Below are 15,371 nucleotides of genomic sequence, written 5' to 3'. Positions count from 1 at the left end.
CCGTCCAGATCCAGCCACGGAGAATTCGTGAGGGCTGCCAATGGCATCATAAACGCCACCCCTTTTGGAGTAGGGTGAAAATGTCCACCCAATGCGGCAATAAGTGCCCTTGTCCGGGGCGGATGCTCGACGCGCGCCAACAACTCTCGCTCGGAATGGAAATGGACTCCCGTCAATTCAAGAGAGACTGTTTGGCCAATTCTTTTGAGCTGCACTGCAATTTTTGTATTTGCTGGAACATTCTGCAATGCGTCGCGCAAAAGCGCATTCAAAAACATACCAAAGGTAAGTTCCGCAATTACTGTTGGCGTAACGTCAATCGGTGACGTCTGGCAGTTGATAATTTTAATTCCACACGAGGAAAAATTTTTTAAGGCCGACATCTCCCGGTTCATCGCAAGAACCAGGCATGGAGCATCACTGCCGCTCAAGCGAAGCCGTCTTTCAATCTCAATCGAGATCGATGCCACTTCCCGCGCAGCTTGTGACAAGTGATAACGGACCATGGCATCTTTTGACTTATCAATTCTCTCCGTCACGATCGCCGTAACCCTCCGGATAGCAGCGCGGACCTCATGCGCCGCTTCGGCAACAATCAAATCAGCTTGAAGGCAATGATAATTCTGGATTGAGCGGTCGATATACATGAGCAGGCTCCATCGTTTTTTTGCGGGGTCAACTTGTTGCAGCGATGATGATTTGTCCTCAGAAGAACACCGGATGAAGCCGGTCGAAATTGTGCCGGATATTTGCAAGTAGAAATGAACAGTAATATGGCCCGCAGAGCGGAAGCAATTATACGCGCATACTCGGCCACTACTAACTAGGTAGGGGCCGAATATCGGAATGTTGAGGAACGCTAAACTTAAGTATTAGGTGGCGCTGCTGGATGCGCCCGCCGGAGTGGATCCCTGGCGTTGATTCCGGGGCAAGCCGCCCAGCGTTTCCGACATGATGGTGTCCACCCATCCCCCCTTGTTTTCCGCGGCGTTCCGTGCTTAAGCCGCGCCTTCCCTGCTGGGTGCGTGGCATCGCGCCCGGCTATGCTCGCCCCGATCCCCGGGCGGTCCAGACCAGGACCTGAGCTGAATCAGCCGTAGGGAGGGACATATGCCGCTTTATGAAACCGTGGTGATCGCGCGCAGCGAGATCACCCAGGCACAGGCCGACGCCGTCGCCGATGCCGCCGTCGCCACCATCGAAGCCGATGGCGGTGCCGTCAAGAAACGCGAATACTGGGGCCTGCGCTCGCTGGCCTACCGCATCAAGAAGAACCGCAAGGGCCACTACATCCTGCTGGGCCTGGATGCCGCCTCTCCTGCCATGCAGGAAATGGAGCGCCAGCTGACCCTGAACGAGGACGTGCTGCGCTTCATGACCGTGCGCGTGGAAGAAATCTCGGAGGAGCCCTCCGTGATCCTGTCCCGCAAGTCGGACGACCGCGAGCGTTCCTTCCGTGGGCCGAAGCCCGCTGGCCGCTTCGAGTCCGGCCGCAAGCGCGGCTTTGATGAAGGCCGTGAGGAGTTCCGCGCGCGTGACGAATTCCGCGCCGACCGCGACGATTACGGCGCCGAGGAGGAAATCTAATGTCCGAAACCACCGAACCGACCCCCGGCCTGCGCCGCCCCGCCGTTGGCGCCCGCCGTCCGTTCTTCCGCCGCAAGAAGTCCTGCCCGTTCTCCGGCCCTGGCGCGCCGGTGATCGACTACAAGGACGTGCGGCTGCTGTCGCGCTTCCTCTCCGAGCGCGGCAAGATCGTTCCGTCCCGCATCACCGCGGTCTCGGGCAAGAAGCAGCGTGAGCTGGCCAAGGCCATCAAGCGCGCCCGCTTCCTGGCCCTGCTGCCCTACGTGCTGAGCTAAGAGGAGCAGAGACAATGGCAAACGTTGAACTGATCCTGCTGCAGCGCGTCGAGAAGCTGGGGCAGATGGGCGAGCTGGTGAAGGTGAAGCCGGGCTACGCCCGCAACTTCCTGCTGCCGCAGGCCAAGGCCGTGCGCGCCACCAAGGCGAACAAGGAGCGCTTTGAGCGCGAGCGCGTCCAGCTGGAAGCGCAGAACCTGAAGCGCCGTGAGGAAGCGGAGCGCGTGGCCGAGCGCGTGGCGGGCCTGACCGTCACCCTGATCCGCCAGGCCTCCGAGTCCGGCGCGCTGTACGGCTCCGTCTCCAGCCGCGACATCGCCGAAGCTGCCATCGCGGCTGGGCTGACCATCACCCGCAACCAGGTGCTGCTGGTCCACCCGATCAAGACGCTGGGCATTTCCCCCGTGCGCGTTGAGCTGCACCCGGAAGTGATCATCGACATCAAGGTGAACGCTGCCCGCTCCGTGGAAGAGGCGGAGAAGCAGGCCCGCGGCGAGGCCATCGTGCAGGAAGCCGAGGAGAAGCCTGAACTCGGGCCCCTGTTCGGTCAGGAAGAAGCCTAAGCTTAAAACCCGTTCATGGGTCTTTAAAAAAACGTCCTTCACCCGCCGGGTGGAGGACGTTTTTGTTTGCGTCTCTTTTTTTTGTGTTATGGTCAGCCTCGCTGAGAATCTCCAGAAAAAAGGAGAGAGACGTGATCTGGCTATGGGAAAGGCTACTGGATCGCATGCTCGCCAGGCTGGTGCGCCGTGGGGCGTTCCTGGTCATCTGGCCCGGCGGCACGCGCAGCGAATATGGAAATGGCGAGGGATTCCGGGCGGGAATCCAGATCAGGGACGAAGCGACCCTACGCGGGCTGGTGCTCAATCCCGGCATGATCCTGGGTGAAGCCTATATGAACGAGGGGCTCGTGCCCCTGAATGGCACAATCCACGACGTGCTCTGCGTGATGTTGGATAATCTGCGCGATATCCGTCTGCCGGCCCTGGCCATCAACGCGCGCCTGGCCCGGCTGCTCCGCCCGATGCTGCAGGCCAACGGGGCCAGCAAGTCGAAGCATAACATCGCGCATCATTACGACCTCAACGGCCGGCTCTATTCCCTGTTCCTCGACCGCGACCGGCAATATTCCTGCGCCTATTTCCAGCACGGGGACGAGACGCTGGAGGAAGCCCAGGCGGCGAAGAAGCGCCATATCGCCGCCAAACTCAATCTCAACCGCCCGGACCTCGAGGTGCTGGACATCGGCTGCGGCTGGGGCGGCATGGCGCTCACGCTGGCAAAGGATTACGGCGCCCGCGTCACCGGCATCACCCTCTCCGAGGAACAACTCGCCGCCGCCCGCGCCCGCGCCGAAGAGGCCGGGCTGTCCGGCCGGGTGAATTTCGAGCTGATGGATTACCGGGCGATGGACCGGCAGTTCGACCGCATCGTTTCGATCGGCATGTTCGAGCATGTCGGCGTGCCCAACTACCCCACCTTCTTCGCCACGCTGAAGCGGTGCCTGAAGCCTGACGGCGTGGCGCTGCTGCATTCCATCGGCCGGTTCCAGGGGCCGGGTGCCACCAGCCCCTGGATCACCAAGTACATCTTCCCCGGCGGCTATTCCCCGGCGCTGTCCGAGGTTCTGGGGCCGGTGGAGAAATCCGGCCTCGTCATCGGCGATATCGAGATCCTGCGCTTGCATTATGCCAAGACGATCGCGCATTGGCGCCGGCGCTTCGCCGCCAACCGTGACACGATCGCGGCGCTGTACGACGAGCGCTTCTGCCGCATGTTCGAGTTCTATCTCTCCGGCTCGGAGCTTACCTTCAGTCTCGCGGATCACATGAACTTTCAGATCCAGCTCATGCGCGACCAGGAGGCGGCGCCGCTGACGCGGGATTATATGTTCGAGCAGGAACGGCAGGCTAGGTTTGCCGCGGCCTCCGACTAGATCAGCATCTTTGAAAACCCTACTAGGCCGGCCGCCTGGCCGCGCATTTCTCCGCTCCGGTGCTCAAAATGCACTACCATCCGGCTCGGCCTAGCGGGTTTTGAAAGATGCTCTATCTTGGGGGCATGAAACTCCCCTTCTCGTGTCCCAAGATCCCGGTCATCGCCTTTCGCGGGCTGATCGCCGCGCGGCCTGGGTTGATCAGCCTCGAAGCCTATGCCGAGACCATCGAGCGCGGCTTCGCTTTGGGCAAGAAAAGTGGCAATCTGGTTCTCGCCATCGAGAGCCCCGGGGGCTCGGCGGCGCAGTCGGACCTCATCGGTCAGCTCATCCGCCGCCGCGCGGAGGAAACGAACGTGAAGGTGACGGCGGTGATCGGCGATGTCGGCGCCTCGGGCGGCTACTGGCTGGCCTGCGCGGCGGACCGCATTCTCGCCAACCGGCTCTCTATCGTGGGCTCCATCGGTGTCGTCACCGGCGGGTTCGGGCTGGACAAGTTCATCGCCCGGTACGGCATCGAGCGGCGCGTCTTCACCGCCGGCGAGAACAAGCGCCGCAACGACAGTTTTGCCCCGCTCAAGCCCGAGGATGAGGTCTTCACCCGCGCCCTGCTGGACGAAGCGCATGGCATGTTCAAGGCCTGGGTGCGCGAGCGCCGGGGCGGGCGCCTGACCGGCGAAGAGAGCAAGATCTTCGACGGCGGCTACATGCTGGGCAGCCAGGCGCTCGGGCTGGGGCTGGTGGACGGATTCGCCGATGTGGACCAGGTGGTGAAGGAGCTGGGCGGCGAGAAGGCGAGGCCGGTATGGCTGCGCCCGCGTCCGCCGCGCGGCATTCTGCGCTTCTTCATGCGCGGCGCGGCGGAAGCCGTGCTGGACGCCGCCGAGGACCGGCTGGCAGCGCCGCTACTTAAATAGGGCGGCTGATCTCAGCGCCATACCGTGAGCAGGCCGATCAGCAGCAGCACGACGACGGCGAGGACGACGTTGACGAACAGGAACTTGGTGAAGAATTCCCAGCCCTTTTTGGAGGGGGTGTCGAAATCCACCGGCGTTTCCGGCGCGGCGGCATGGACGGGCTGCGTCGTCTGAGTTGCCATTTGTCTCTCCCCAATCTCGGCGGATTTTACATCCCGCTGCTGAGATTTAGGGGCTGGGCTCAGCCTCTGGCAAGCGGATTTTGCGGGCAAGCTCGGCCAGGGCACGCGGGTAGATGATGTGCTCCTGCTCCAGAACCCGCGCGGCAAGCTGGTCCTCGGTATCGCCGGGAAGCACCGGCACCTCGGCCTGAGCCAGGATCGGGCCTTCATCCATGCCCTCGGTGACCAGATGTATCGTGCAGCCATGCTTGCCTGCCCCTGCCGCGATGGCGCGGGCATGGGTATCGAGGCCCGGAAATTCGGGCAGCAGGCTGGGGTGGATGTTGAGCATCCGCCCGGCCCAGCGGTCCACCAGATACGGGGTGAGCAGGCGCAAATACCCGGCGAGGCAGACGATCTCGACGCCCGCCTCGGTCAGCTTCGCGTCCAGGGCGCGCTCATGCGCCTCACGGTCCTTGCCGAAGGGCTTGGCGGGCACCGCCTCCGCCGCCACGCCGAGGGCGCGGGCGATTTCCAGCCCCGGAGCGTCGGCCTTGTTGGAGAGCACGAGCACGATCTCGGCCGGGAAGTCCGGGGCCTGCGCGGCCTTGATCAGCGCCTCCATGTTGGAGCCGCGGCCCGAGATCAGCACGCCAACACGGGGTTTGCTCATGCGAAGAGTTTTTCCGTGCCCTCGATGGCGATGCCCGGCTGGTCCGTAACATGGCCGAGCAGGAAGGGCGCTTCGCCGGCCTCGCGCAGCACGGCCATGGCGGCCTCGGCGTCGGTCACGATCAGCGTCATGCCCACGCCGCAATTGAACACGCGCAGCATTTCCTCGGGCGCGACATTGGCGGTGCGCGCCAGGAAGGGGAAGATCTCTGGCATCGCCCAGGGGCCGGTAAGCGCGGCGCCGCAGCCCTCGGGCAGGGCGCGCGGCAGGTTGCCGGGCAGGCCGCCGCCGGTGATATGCGCGGCGCCCTTGAGCAGCCCGGCCTTGTGCAGCGCCAGCATGGGGCGGACATAGATGCGCGTCGGCGTCATCAGCACGTCCGCGGCGCGCTTGCTGCCCAGGATTTCAGAATCCCAGCTCAGCCCGGCATCGGCGAAGATGCGCCGCACTAGGGAGAAGCCATTGGAATGCACGCCGGAGGAGGGCAGGGCCAGGATGGCGTCGCCCGGGCCGACATTGGCGGGCAACAGCGCGTTGCGCTCGGCAGCACCTACCGAAAACCCGGCGAGGTCGTAATCGCCATGCGCGTACATGCCGGGCATTTCGGCGGTCTCGCCGCCCACCAGCGCGCAATCGGCCAGCTTGCAGCCCTCGGCGATGCCACCAATGATCCGCTTGGCCGCCTCTACGTCCAGCGCCCCGGTGGCGAAATAGTCCAGGAAGAAGAGCGGCGCCGCGCCCTGCACCACCAGGTCGTTCACGCACATCGCCACCAGATCGATGCCGACGTAATCATGAATCCCGGTCTCGATCGCGATTTTGAGCTTGGTGCCGACGCCATCGGTGGTGGAGACCAGCACCGGGTCGGTGAAGCCCGCCGCCTTCAGGTCGAACAGCGCGCCGAAGCCGCCTAAGCCCCCCATGACCCCGGCGCGGGTCGTTGCCTTGGCCAGCGGCTTGATCGCCTCGACCAGCGCGTCGCCCGCCTCGATATCAACCCCCGCGTCCCGGTATGTCACGCTAGTCATGCAAGCCCCCGATGCGCTAAGCCATGTCCCATGGCGTTGCTCTGTCCTCAAACACCGTCGCGTTTCATCACAGGCGGTTGCCCCGTGCAATCGCCGAAGGGCACGCAATGAGCGAATTCAGCGGAGATAGAAGCCTCATCGCCCGCGTGCACTGGCAGCGGTTGGGGCTGCTGGCCGCCTTCCTGTTCGGGGTGTGGCTGTTTTTCCACCTGTTTTCGTCGATTCTGCTGCCCTTCGTGGTTGCGGCGGGGCTGGCCTATTTCCTCGACCCGGTGGTTTCCCGGCTGGAGCATCTCGGCGTGCGCCGCTGGCTCGGCGCGCTGGTGCTGCTGTTTGCGCTCGGCATCTTCGTCGTCTTGTTCATCCTGCAGCTCTACCCGGTGATCGCCGATCAGGCTGCGGCACTGGCGCAGAGCCTGCCCGGCTATATCGGCACGGCGCAGAAGGATTTCGGACATCTCATCAGCGATCTGCAGCAGCGCCTCGGCCCCGGCACGGTGGTGAGCGCCAAGCTGCGCGACATCGTCGCCAACCAGGCTGGTGCCATCGTCTCCTTTACCGGCACGGCGGTAACGAACATCATCGGCAGCGGATTCGCGGTGGTGAACGTGCTGACGCTGCTCATTGTCACCCCCATCGTCACTTTTTATCTCCTGCGCGACTGGCCTTCGATCATCCGCCATGTCGATAGCTGGCTGCCTCGCCCCTACGAGGCGGTGATCCGCGCTCAGGCGATGGAGGTGAACCGGGTGCTGGCCGCCTGGATTCGCGGCCAGGCGATCTGCTGCCTGGCGCTGGCGCTGGTCTATGCCCTGGGGCTGACGCTGATCGGGCTGGATTTCGGCCTGACCGTCGGTCTCGCGGCGGGGCTGCTCTCTTTTATTCCCTATGTCGGCACGCTGCTGGGTGGCATCACCGCCATCCTCATCTCGCTCAACCAGAATCCGGGCTGGCACGGCATTCTCATGGTGCTCCTCGTGTTCGGCTGCGGCCAGGCGTTCAACGACTATGTCATCCAGCCGCGCTTTCTGGGCGACCGGCTGGGCCTGCCGGCGGTGTGGGTGATCTTCTCGCTGTTTGCGGGCGCGGCGGTGTTCGGCTTCCTCGGCATCATGCTGGCGGTGCCGGTTACCGCCACGCTTGGGGCGCTCACCCGGTTCTGGCTGCGCCGCTACTTGCAGTCGCCGCTGTACCTGGCTCCCGCGCCGGAGTGACCGGGGGCGCATGAAGCAATTATCGCTGCCTTTCGTGGAGGAGCAGGACTTTGCTCCCGAGGATTTCTGCCCGGCGCCCTCCAACGCGCAGGCGCGGGAATGGCTCGCGCGCCCCGATGCCTGGAGCAATGGCCGGCTCGTGCTCTGGGGCGAGGCTGGCTGCGGCAAGACGCATCTGCTGCATCTCTGGGCCAAGGCGAATGGCGCCATGATCGTGGAGGGCACGCGCCTCCAAGGGCTGATCCGCCCCGCCGGCTCGGTGGCGGTGGACGATGCCGAGCTGGTGCCGGAGCCGCGGGCGCTGCTGCATTTGCTCAACGCCGCGGCCGAGGCCGGATTTCCCGTGCTGCTTGCCTCCCGCCTGCCGCCCGCGCGCATGGCCTACAAGCTGGCCGACCTCACCAGCCGTCTGCGCGCCGCCCAGAGCGTGGAGATCCTGCCGCCGGAGGACGAGCTGCTGGAGCTGCTGTTGAGCCGTCTCTGTGCCTCGCGCCAGCTGCAACTCAGCCTTCCTGTGCGCAACCTGCTGTTGCTGCATTTGCCGCGCGCTCCGGCCTATTACCGCGAGGCCGTGGCGCGGCTGGACCGCGCGGCGCTGGACAAGGGCGAGCGCATCACCCGAGGTCTGGCGATGGAGATGCTTGAGGGGCTAGCCGACAGCGACTAACTGTTACAAACTCGTCATCCCATAAAAATCAAGGCGCTGCTAAGGATTACAGTATGGATCAGATCATTTCGGCGGAAGTTCCGCATTTCGGGCTGGACGATCCAGCCCGTTTCATCAACCGCGAACTGTCCTGGCTGGATTTCAACTTCCGTGTGGTGGGGGAGGCGCGCAATGCCCGCCACCCGCTGCTGGAGCGGCTGCGCTTCGTCTCCATCAGCGCCTCCAACCTCGATGAATTCTACTCCGTGCGCGTCGCCGGCCTTATCGGCCAGGAGCGCGCGGGCGTGCTGGAGCGCTCGGCGGATGGCCTGACGCCGGCGCAGCAGCTGCATGCGATCAATACCCGGGCGCGGGAACTCATCGCCGCGCAGCAGGCGGCCTTCGCCGATCTGCGCGAGTTGCTGGCCCAGGCCGGGCTGGTCGTCTGCACCTCCGCCGAGCTGACATCGGACGATGCCGTCTTCCTCGACTCCTTTTTCATGGAGCGCGTTTTCCCGGTGCTTACCCCGCTGGCGGTGGACCCGGCGCACCCGTTCCCCTTCATCCCCAATATGGGCCTGGTCATGGCGCTCACCTTGGCGCGCGATGACGACCGCGGCCAGATGTCGGCGCTGATCCCGCTGCCCAGCCAGATCGAGCGTTTCGTCCGCCTGCCGTCGCCCTCCGGCCCGATCCGCTTCATCATGCTCGAGGAGCTGGTGGCGATGAACATGGGCCGTCTGTTCCCCGGCTTCACCGTGGAGGGCTCGGGCCTGTTCCGCGTCATCCGCGATACCGATGTGGAGTTCGAGGAAGAGGCGGAAGACCTCGTCCGCTCCTATGAGACCGCGCTGAAGCGCCGCCGCCGCGGTGTCGCCATCCAGCTCACCATCCAGGCCGACATGCCGGCCGATCTGCGCGAGCTGGTGATCGACGCGATCGAGGCCCCGGCCGAAGAGGTGTACAGCGAGACCGGGCTCGTCGGGCTGGTGGATGTGAAGCAGCTCATCGTCGATGACCGGCCGGACCTGCTGTTCACGCCCTATACCGCGCGCTTCCCCGAGCGTATCCGCGACTTCGCGGGCGATTGCTTCGCCGCCATCCGCGCCAAGGACATCCTGGTCCACCACCCGTTCGAGAGCTTCGACGTGGTGGTGCAGTTCCTGCGCCAAGCGGCGGCCGACCCGGCGGTGGTGGCGATCAAGCAGACGCTCTATCGTACCAGCCGCGACTCCCCCATCGTCAAGGCGCTGATCGAGGCGGCGGAGGCGGGCAAATCCGTCACCGCCATGGTGGAGCTGCGCGCCCGGTTCGATGAGGAGGCCAATATCCGCCTCGCCCGTACCATGGAAGCCGCCGGCGTGCAGGTGGTGTTCGGCTTTGTCGGGCTGAAGACCCATGCCAAGGTCTCTTACGTCGTCCGCCGCGAGGCCAACGCGCTACGTGCCTATGTGCATTTCGGCACCGGCAACTACCACCCGATCACGGCGCGGATCTACACCGACCTGTCGTTCTTCACCTGCGACCCGGCGCTGACGCGCGATGCGGCGCGGCTGTTCAACTACATGACCGGCTATGCCCGCCCGGAGGCGATGGAGCAGCTGGCTTTCTCGCCGCTGACCACGCGCAAGACGATCGGCACGCTGATCGACACCGAGATCGCCAACGCCAAGGCCGGCAAGCTGTCCGGCATCTGGCTGAAGATGAACTCGCTGGTCGATGCCCGGTTGGTCGACCATCTCTACGAGGCCTCGCGCGCTGGCGTGCCCGTTTCCATTGTGGTGCGCGGCATCTGCTGCCTGCGCCCCGGCGTGCCGGGCCTGTCCGAGACGATCAAGGTGAAATCCATCGTTGGGCGCTTCCTGGAGCATTCGCGAATCTGCGTCTTCGGCGACGGCCACACGCTGCCCTCGCGCGAAAACAAGGTGTTCATGTCCAGCGCCGACTGGATGGCGCGCAACATGGATTTCCGGGTGGAGACCTTCGTCCCCATCCATAACCCCACGGTGCACGCGCAGATCCTGGACCAGATCATGGTCGTGAACCTGCGCGACGACGCGCAGAGCTCCGTATTGCAGGCCGACGGCACCTGGCACCGCGTGACCCCAGGCGATCCGCCGGCCTCGGCGCATGAATATTTCATGACCAACCCGTCCCTCTCCGGGCGTGGCTCCGCGCTGCATGGCGGGCTGGCCGCCGATAGGCCGAAGCCGAAATACAAGCGCCGGGTGGACTGATCCCCCGGCGCCGCCCTAGTTGAGCGTGTACAGCGTGCCCGCGCGCCACTGCGCCGGAGTAATGAGGTCTGCTGCGCCGACGCGCACGGAATGCAGCTTGCCGTCCAGATTCCGCTCCCAGAAATCCAGGAATTTGCGCAACACGGGGAATTTCGGAGCCAGGTCAAGCTCCTGCCAGATATAGCTCTGCAGCAGGTCCGGATGGTCCGGCATGTGGTAGAGAATCTCCGCCGTGGTCAGGCGGTAATTGCGCATCTGCAAGGCAAGGCTCATGCTGCTCCACTCCTTAAACATGAACGGTTTGCCCCGGGGGTGTCATCAGATTGACACGAAGCTGCGCCGGAGATGCAACAAAAAAATTGGCGATTACAGAAGCTTGGCACTCGCCGCTGGGGAGTGCTGCGTTTTCTTGACTTGCAGGGCTGGCGCGGCTAAATCCGTGGCACTCCCGCCATGGGAGTGCTAACAGCCGCGGTGCCGCGTGCCGGGCCGGACAGGCTGGAAAGCTTTTAAGACAATAACGTTTAGGAGCGATCAACATGGCGAATTTCCGCCCCCTGCATGACCGCGTCGTGGTCCGGCGCATCACCGCCGAGGAAAAGACCGCGGGTGGCATCATCATCCCCGACACTGCCAAGGAAAAGCCGCAGGAAGGTGAAGTTGTCGCTGCTGGCCCGGGTGCCCGCAACGAGACCGGGGCCCTGGTGGCCCTGGAAGTCAAGGCTGGCGACCGCGTGCTGTTCGGCAAGTGGTCCGGCACCGAGGTCAAGATCAACGGGGAAGACCTGCTGATCATGAAAGAATCCGACATTCTCGGCATTGTCGTTTAATCATCGAATTTAAGGAGTCACACACATGGCTGCCAAAGAAGTCCGCTTCGGCTCTGACGCCCGCGACCGCATGCTGCGCGGCGTCGACACCCTCGCCAACGCCGTCAAGGTGACGCTGGGCCCGAAGGGCCGTAACGTCGTCATCGAGAAGTCGTTCGGCGCGCCGCGCATCACCAAGGACGGCGTGTCCGTCGCCAAGGAAATCGAGCTGGCTGACAAGTTCGAGAACCTGGGCGCGCAGCTGATCCGCGAAGTCGCCTCCAAGACCAACGACATCGCCGGTGACGGCACCACCACCGCGACCGTGCTGGCCCAGGCCATCGTGCGCGAGGGCGTGAAGGCCGTGGCCGCTGGGCTGAACCCGATGGACCTGCGCCGCGGCATCGACAAGGCGGTTGCCGCCGTGGTCGAGGAGCTGAAGGCCCGCACCAAGAAGATCACCACCCCGGCCGAGACCGCCCAGGTTGGCACCATCTCCGCCAATGGCGAGACCGAGATCGGCGAGATGATCTCCAAGGCCATGCTGAAGGTCGGCAATGAGGGCGTGATCACGGTTGAGGAAGCCAAGGGCATCCAGACCGAGCTGGACGTCGTCGAGGGCATGCAGTTCGACCGCGGCTATGTCTCCCCGTACTTCATCACCAACCCGGAGAAGATGATCGCGGACCTCGACAGCCCGTACATCCTGATCTTCGAGAAGAAGCTCGCCCAGCTGCAGCCGATGCTGCCGCTGCTTGAAGCCGTGGTGCAGACCGGCAAGCCGCTGCTGATCATTGCCGAGGACGTTGAGGGCGAAGCCCTGGCGACCCTGGTTGTGAACAAGCTGCGTGGTGGCCTGAAGATTGCCGCCGTCAAGGCGCCGGGCTTCGGTGACCGCCGCAAGGCCATGCTGGAAGACATCGCGATCCTGACCGGTGGCCAGGTCATCTCCGAGGATCTGGGCATCAAGCTCGAGACCGTGACGCTCGCCATGCTCGGCCGCGCCAAGAAGGTGCTGATCGAGAAAGAGAACACCACGATCATCGAGGGTATCGGCGCCAAGGAAGACATCGCCGGCCGCGTCAGCCAGATCCGCGCGCAGATCGAGGAAACCACCTCGGACTACGACCGCGAGAAGCTGCAGGAGCGTCTGGCCAAGCTGGCTGGCGGCGTTGCCGTCATCCGCGTCGGCGGCGCCTCCGAGGTTGAGGTGAAGGAGCGCAAGGACCGCGTTGACGACGCGCTGCACGCGACCCGCGCCGCCGTCGAGGAAGGCATTGTCCCGGGTGGCGGTGTCGCCCTGGCCCGCGCCTCGCTGATCCTCGCCAACCTGAAGGCCGAGAACAACGACCAGCAGACCGGTATCGAGATCATCCGCCGCGCCATCCAGGTGCCGCTGCGCCAGATCGCCGAGAACGCCGGTGAAGACGGTGCCGTGATTTCCGGCAAGGTGCTCGACATTGCCGAGTACGCCCATGGCTTCGACGCCCAGTCGGGCGAGTTCAAGGACATGGTTGCCGCGGGCATCATCGACCCGACCAAGGTCGTGCGCACCGCGCTGCAGGACGCCGCTTCCGTGGCTTCGCTGATCATCACCACCGAGGCTGGTGTTGTTGAGCGCGCCGAGAAGAAGCCCGCCGGCGGCATGCCGGGTGGCATGGGCGGCATGGGCGGCATGGGCGACATGGATTTCTAATCCAGCCCATACGTTCGGACGAAAAGAGAGCCCCGGGGGAAACCCCGGGGCTTTTGTTTAGCGTGCTAAACTGGGCATAGTCGTGCCAACCCCACCCGCGAGGCCCTGATGACGACCGAAACCGCTCTCGACAACTTTGCCCACAAGCTGCGCGACGAGGAGCTGGCCCTGCTGCACAGCCTGCGCCGGCGCCAGCGCCTGGAGCAGCCGGCCGAGATGCGCTACACGCTGGGCGAGCGCGTCGCCGACCAGGTGGCCGCAGGCATGGGCTCCTGGCCCTTCATCATCATCCAGAGTGTGCTGCTCGCGGTCTGGATCGCCCTCAACGTCACCGCCTGGGTGTTCCATTGGGACCCGTATCCGTTCATCCTGCTCAATCTGGCGCTGTCGTTCCAGGCCGCCTATGCGGCGCCGTTCATCATGATGAGCCAGAACCGCCAAGCCGCCATCGACCGGCGCGACGCCAAGAACGACTATACCGTGAACATCAAGGCCGAGCTGGAGATCGAACTGCTGCACCAGAAAATCGACCAGATGCGCGAGGAGGAAATCGCCCGGCTGCGCTCACTCGTGGAGGATCTTACCGGGAAGCTAATGGAAATCACCTCCCGGCCAGTGGCTTAAGCGCTAAGCCCCTCTAAGCGGCGCAGCTTTCAAAGCCGCGCCGCAGCTGCGGCCGGTTCAGGTCGCGCCCGATGAACACGATGCGGCTGACGCGCGTCTCGCCTTCCTTCCAGGGGGCGAGGAAATCGCCATCGGCGATCATGTGCACGGCCTGGAAACCGAACCGCCTGTCCTCGTCCTTATAGGCCAGGATGCCCTTGGTGCGCAGGATGTTCTGCCCCTGCGTCTGCAGGATATGCCCGATCCAGGCGTTGAATTTCTCCGACGCCAGTTCCTTGTCGGTGGAGAGGCTGATGCTGGTCAGGTGCTCGTTATGGGTGTGGGAGTCTTCCTCCAGGAAGTCCGGCACATTTTCCAGCACGCGCTTGAGGTCGAAGGCGTTCAGCCCCAGCAGCTGGTCCGGGGCCACATCGCCGCGCGTGGCCTTGTGGATGACGGCGTAGGGGTTGATGGATTTGATCTTGGCTTCAACCGCCGCGACCTCTTCCGGCGTGGCGAGGTCCAGCTTGTTCAGCACCACCACGTCGGCGAAGGCGACCTGATCCGCGGCTTCCGGCGAGTCTTCCAGGCGGGTGAGAAAATGCTTGGCGTCCACCACGGTCACGATCGCATCCAGCCGGGTCTTCGCCTTCACGTCGTCATCCACGAAGAAGGTCTGCGCCACCGGGGCCGGGTTGGCGAGGCCGGTGGTCTCGACGATGATGCCGTCCAGCTTGCCCGCGCGCTTCATCAGCCCGCTGATGATGCGGATGAGGTCGCCGCGCACAGTGCAGCAGATGCAGCCATTGTACTGCGCGGGCCGGCTCGGGCGGGACTGTCATTGCCTTTGTGACCCCCGAGCAGCGCCCACTTGCTTCGACGCTACAGCGCGGGCTGGCGCTCGCTGGCCACACCGCCGAGGTCCCGGCCAGCAACACCTCCAAATACGCTAAAACACCAAAAACCGGTAATCCTGAGGCGACCAAGTTCTCGGGACGTCCCGAACAGGAGCGGACCTCGGGTGCGGCGCGGCGGTCTCGCTCCGGCAACAAGACCGACCTTTCCACCGGACGCGTTTACAGGCCGACGTCACAAAGCGGGCATCGTGGGCGCATAAATCGACCGGCGCGTTCTGGGGGCACCTGGTCGCGCTAGCGAACACGGGGCGGCGCGGGGGCATTTCTGCCGGTGCTGCGACGAGACGGGGCCCGCTGAGCGCCTGAGCTTGGTCGCACAAAGATTTAGAGCCCAGAGCTCAGCTACGACTGGTGAGCGCCGCCGATATTTCACGGAGCAGACCCGCGATCCCCAGAAGAGCGTGGGCCGTAGCGAGAGCAGTCGCTTGGTCGTGGGACATTGCAGCCGGTGGGCTGTCCTCCGTTGGGTAAAAGGTACCGGTAAGGTACTCGGCTGCCATTAGGTGCTTGTCTGCGTCGAGCATGCCTTGCCTTTCATTTTTGGGTCCAAGCTTAGTGTTGAGAGGGCTGGGCCCCGCCGGGTTGCCTTGGAGGCGCCACGTCCGTGAAGAGCAGACATCTTCGTCGGGACCATCAGATCGAGTGAGGGAAATTGCGGCGGCATATTCTGCG

General features: G+C 64.2%; 16 protein-coding genes and 1 pseudogene. 11 read left to right on the top strand and 6 right to left on the bottom strand.

The window, feature by feature from the left end; all coding sequences use genetic code 11:
* The coding region (locus tag ACLPJJ_RS05355; RefSeq protein ID WP_443589916.1) for a hypothetical protein at nt 1-647 on the bottom strand (647 nt) is incomplete at its 3' end.
* A 463-nt stretch (nt 648-1,110) separates the two neighbouring features.
* On the opposite strand from ACLPJJ_RS05355, the gene rpsF reads away from it, so the two are divergent.
* From rpsF to ACLPJJ_RS05330, 5 genes are all read left to right on the top strand, one after another.
* The gene (rpsF, locus tag ACLPJJ_RS05350) at nt 1,111-1,587 is read left to right on the top strand and encodes a 30S ribosomal protein S6 (protein WP_443589915.1); all 477 of its coding nucleotides are present in this window, start codon (nt 1,111-1,113) and stop codon (nt 1,585-1,587) included.
* Complete coding sequence (rpsR, locus tag ACLPJJ_RS05345; RefSeq protein ID WP_443589914.1) at nt 1,587-1,862, top strand: 30S ribosomal protein S18; 276 nt, start codon at nt 1,587-1,589, stop codon at nt 1,860-1,862. Before rpsF ends, rpsR begins: the two co-directional genes overlap by 1 nt.
* Nucleotides 1,863-1,876: 14 nt before the next feature.
* Nucleotides 1,877-2,425: a 50S ribosomal protein L9 gene (rplI, locus tag ACLPJJ_RS05340; protein ID WP_443589913.1), complete on the top strand. Its 549-nt coding sequence runs from the start codon at nt 1,877-1,879 to the stop codon at nt 2,423-2,425.
* A 164-nt stretch (nt 2,426-2,589) separates the two neighbouring features.
* On the top strand, nt 2,590-3,798 hold the full coding sequence (locus ACLPJJ_RS05335) for a class I SAM-dependent methyltransferase (protein WP_443589917.1): 1,209 nt from the start codon (nt 2,590-2,592) through the stop codon (nt 3,796-3,798).
* Between the two features lie 125 nt (nt 3,799-3,923).
* Nucleotides 3,924-4,715 carry a S49 family peptidase gene (locus ACLPJJ_RS05330; protein ID WP_443589912.1) on the top strand — a complete coding sequence of 264 codons (792 nt, stop codon included), beginning with the start codon at nt 3,924-3,926 and terminating at the stop codon, nt 4,713-4,715.
* Between the two features lie 11 nt (nt 4,716-4,726).
* Here the strand turns inward: ACLPJJ_RS05330 and ACLPJJ_RS05325 are convergent, their stop codons facing one another.
* From ACLPJJ_RS05325 to purM, 3 genes are read right to left on the bottom strand one after another with little or no spacing between them, the layout of a single operon-like run.
* Nucleotides 4,727-4,897: a hypothetical protein gene (locus ACLPJJ_RS05325; RefSeq protein WP_443589911.1), complete on the bottom strand. Its 171-nt coding sequence runs from the start codon at nt 4,895-4,897 to the stop codon at nt 4,727-4,729.
* Nucleotides 4,898-4,943: 46 nt separating this feature from the next.
* Complete coding sequence (gene purN / locus ACLPJJ_RS05320; RefSeq protein WP_443589910.1) at nt 4,944-5,549, bottom strand: phosphoribosylglycinamide formyltransferase; 606 nt, start codon at nt 5,547-5,549, stop codon at nt 4,944-4,946.
* The gene (gene purM, locus ACLPJJ_RS05315) at nt 5,546-6,577 is read right to left on the bottom strand and encodes a phosphoribosylformylglycinamidine cyclo-ligase (protein WP_443589909.1); all 1,032 of its coding nucleotides are present in this window, start codon (nt 6,575-6,577) and stop codon (nt 5,546-5,548) included. Before purM ends, purN begins: the two co-directional genes overlap by 4 nt.
* A 107-nt stretch (nt 6,578-6,684) precedes the next feature.
* Here purM and ACLPJJ_RS05310 point away from each other — a divergent pair, with 107 nt between their 5' ends.
* From ACLPJJ_RS05310 to ACLPJJ_RS05300, 3 genes are read left to right on the top strand one after another with little or no spacing between them, the layout of a single operon-like run.
* Nucleotides 6,685-7,791, top strand: a complete 1,107-nt coding sequence (locus ACLPJJ_RS05310; RefSeq protein ID WP_443589908.1) for an AI-2E family transporter — start codon at nt 6,685-6,687, stop codon at nt 7,789-7,791.
* A 10-nt stretch (nt 7,792-7,801) separates the two neighbouring features.
* Nucleotides 7,802-8,458: a hypothetical protein gene (locus ACLPJJ_RS05305; protein ID WP_443589907.1), complete on the top strand. Its 657-nt coding sequence runs from the start codon at nt 7,802-7,804 to the stop codon at nt 8,456-8,458.
* Between the two features lie 53 nt (nt 8,459-8,511).
* Nucleotides 8,512-10,674 (top strand): RNA degradosome polyphosphate kinase, encoded by a 2,163-nt coding sequence (locus tag ACLPJJ_RS05300; RefSeq protein ID WP_443589906.1) that lies wholly within the window; start codon nt 8,512-8,514, stop codon nt 10,672-10,674.
* A 15-nt stretch (nt 10,675-10,689) separates the two neighbouring features.
* Here the strand turns inward: ACLPJJ_RS05300 and ACLPJJ_RS05295 are convergent, their stop codons facing one another.
* Nucleotides 10,690-10,947 (bottom strand): usg protein, encoded by a 258-nt coding sequence (locus ACLPJJ_RS05295; RefSeq protein WP_443589905.1) that lies wholly within the window; start codon nt 10,945-10,947, stop codon nt 10,690-10,692.
* A gap of 266 nt (nt 10,948-11,213) precedes the next feature.
* On the opposite strand from ACLPJJ_RS05295, the gene groES reads away from it, so the two are divergent.
* The 3 genes from groES to ACLPJJ_RS05280 all read left to right on the top strand — a co-directional run bounded on the left by groES (nt 11,214) and on the right by ACLPJJ_RS05280 (nt 13,803).
* Complete coding sequence (gene groES / locus ACLPJJ_RS05290; RefSeq protein WP_443589904.1) at nt 11,214-11,504, top strand: co-chaperone GroES; 291 nt, start codon at nt 11,214-11,216, stop codon at nt 11,502-11,504.
* A 25-nt stretch (nt 11,505-11,529) separates the two neighbouring features.
* The gene (gene groL / locus ACLPJJ_RS05285) at nt 11,530-13,179 is read left to right on the top strand and encodes a chaperonin GroEL (protein ID WP_443589903.1); all 1,650 of its coding nucleotides are present in this window, start codon (nt 11,530-11,532) and stop codon (nt 13,177-13,179) included.
* A 108-nt stretch (nt 13,180-13,287) separates the two neighbouring features.
* Nucleotides 13,288-13,803 (top strand): DUF1003 domain-containing protein, encoded by a 516-nt coding sequence (locus tag ACLPJJ_RS05280; protein ID WP_443589902.1) that lies wholly within the window; start codon nt 13,288-13,290, stop codon nt 13,801-13,803.
* 13 nt (nt 13,804-13,816) lie between these two features.
* Here the strand turns inward: ACLPJJ_RS05280 and ACLPJJ_RS05275 are convergent.
* Nucleotides 13,817-14,590 (bottom strand): annotated as a pseudogene (locus ACLPJJ_RS05275) (CobW family GTP-binding protein); the annotation flags it as partial.
* Between the last annotated feature and the right edge of the window lie 781 nt (nt 14,591-15,371).

The organism is Acidocella sp. (genome assembly GCF_052326845.1).
In the GTDB taxonomy this organism is placed as follows: domain Bacteria; phylum Pseudomonadota; class Alphaproteobacteria; order Acetobacterales; family Acetobacteraceae; genus Acidocella.
Note: the sequence above shows the minus strand (reverse complement) of the source record. Positions and strands in the feature narration are given on the sequence as shown.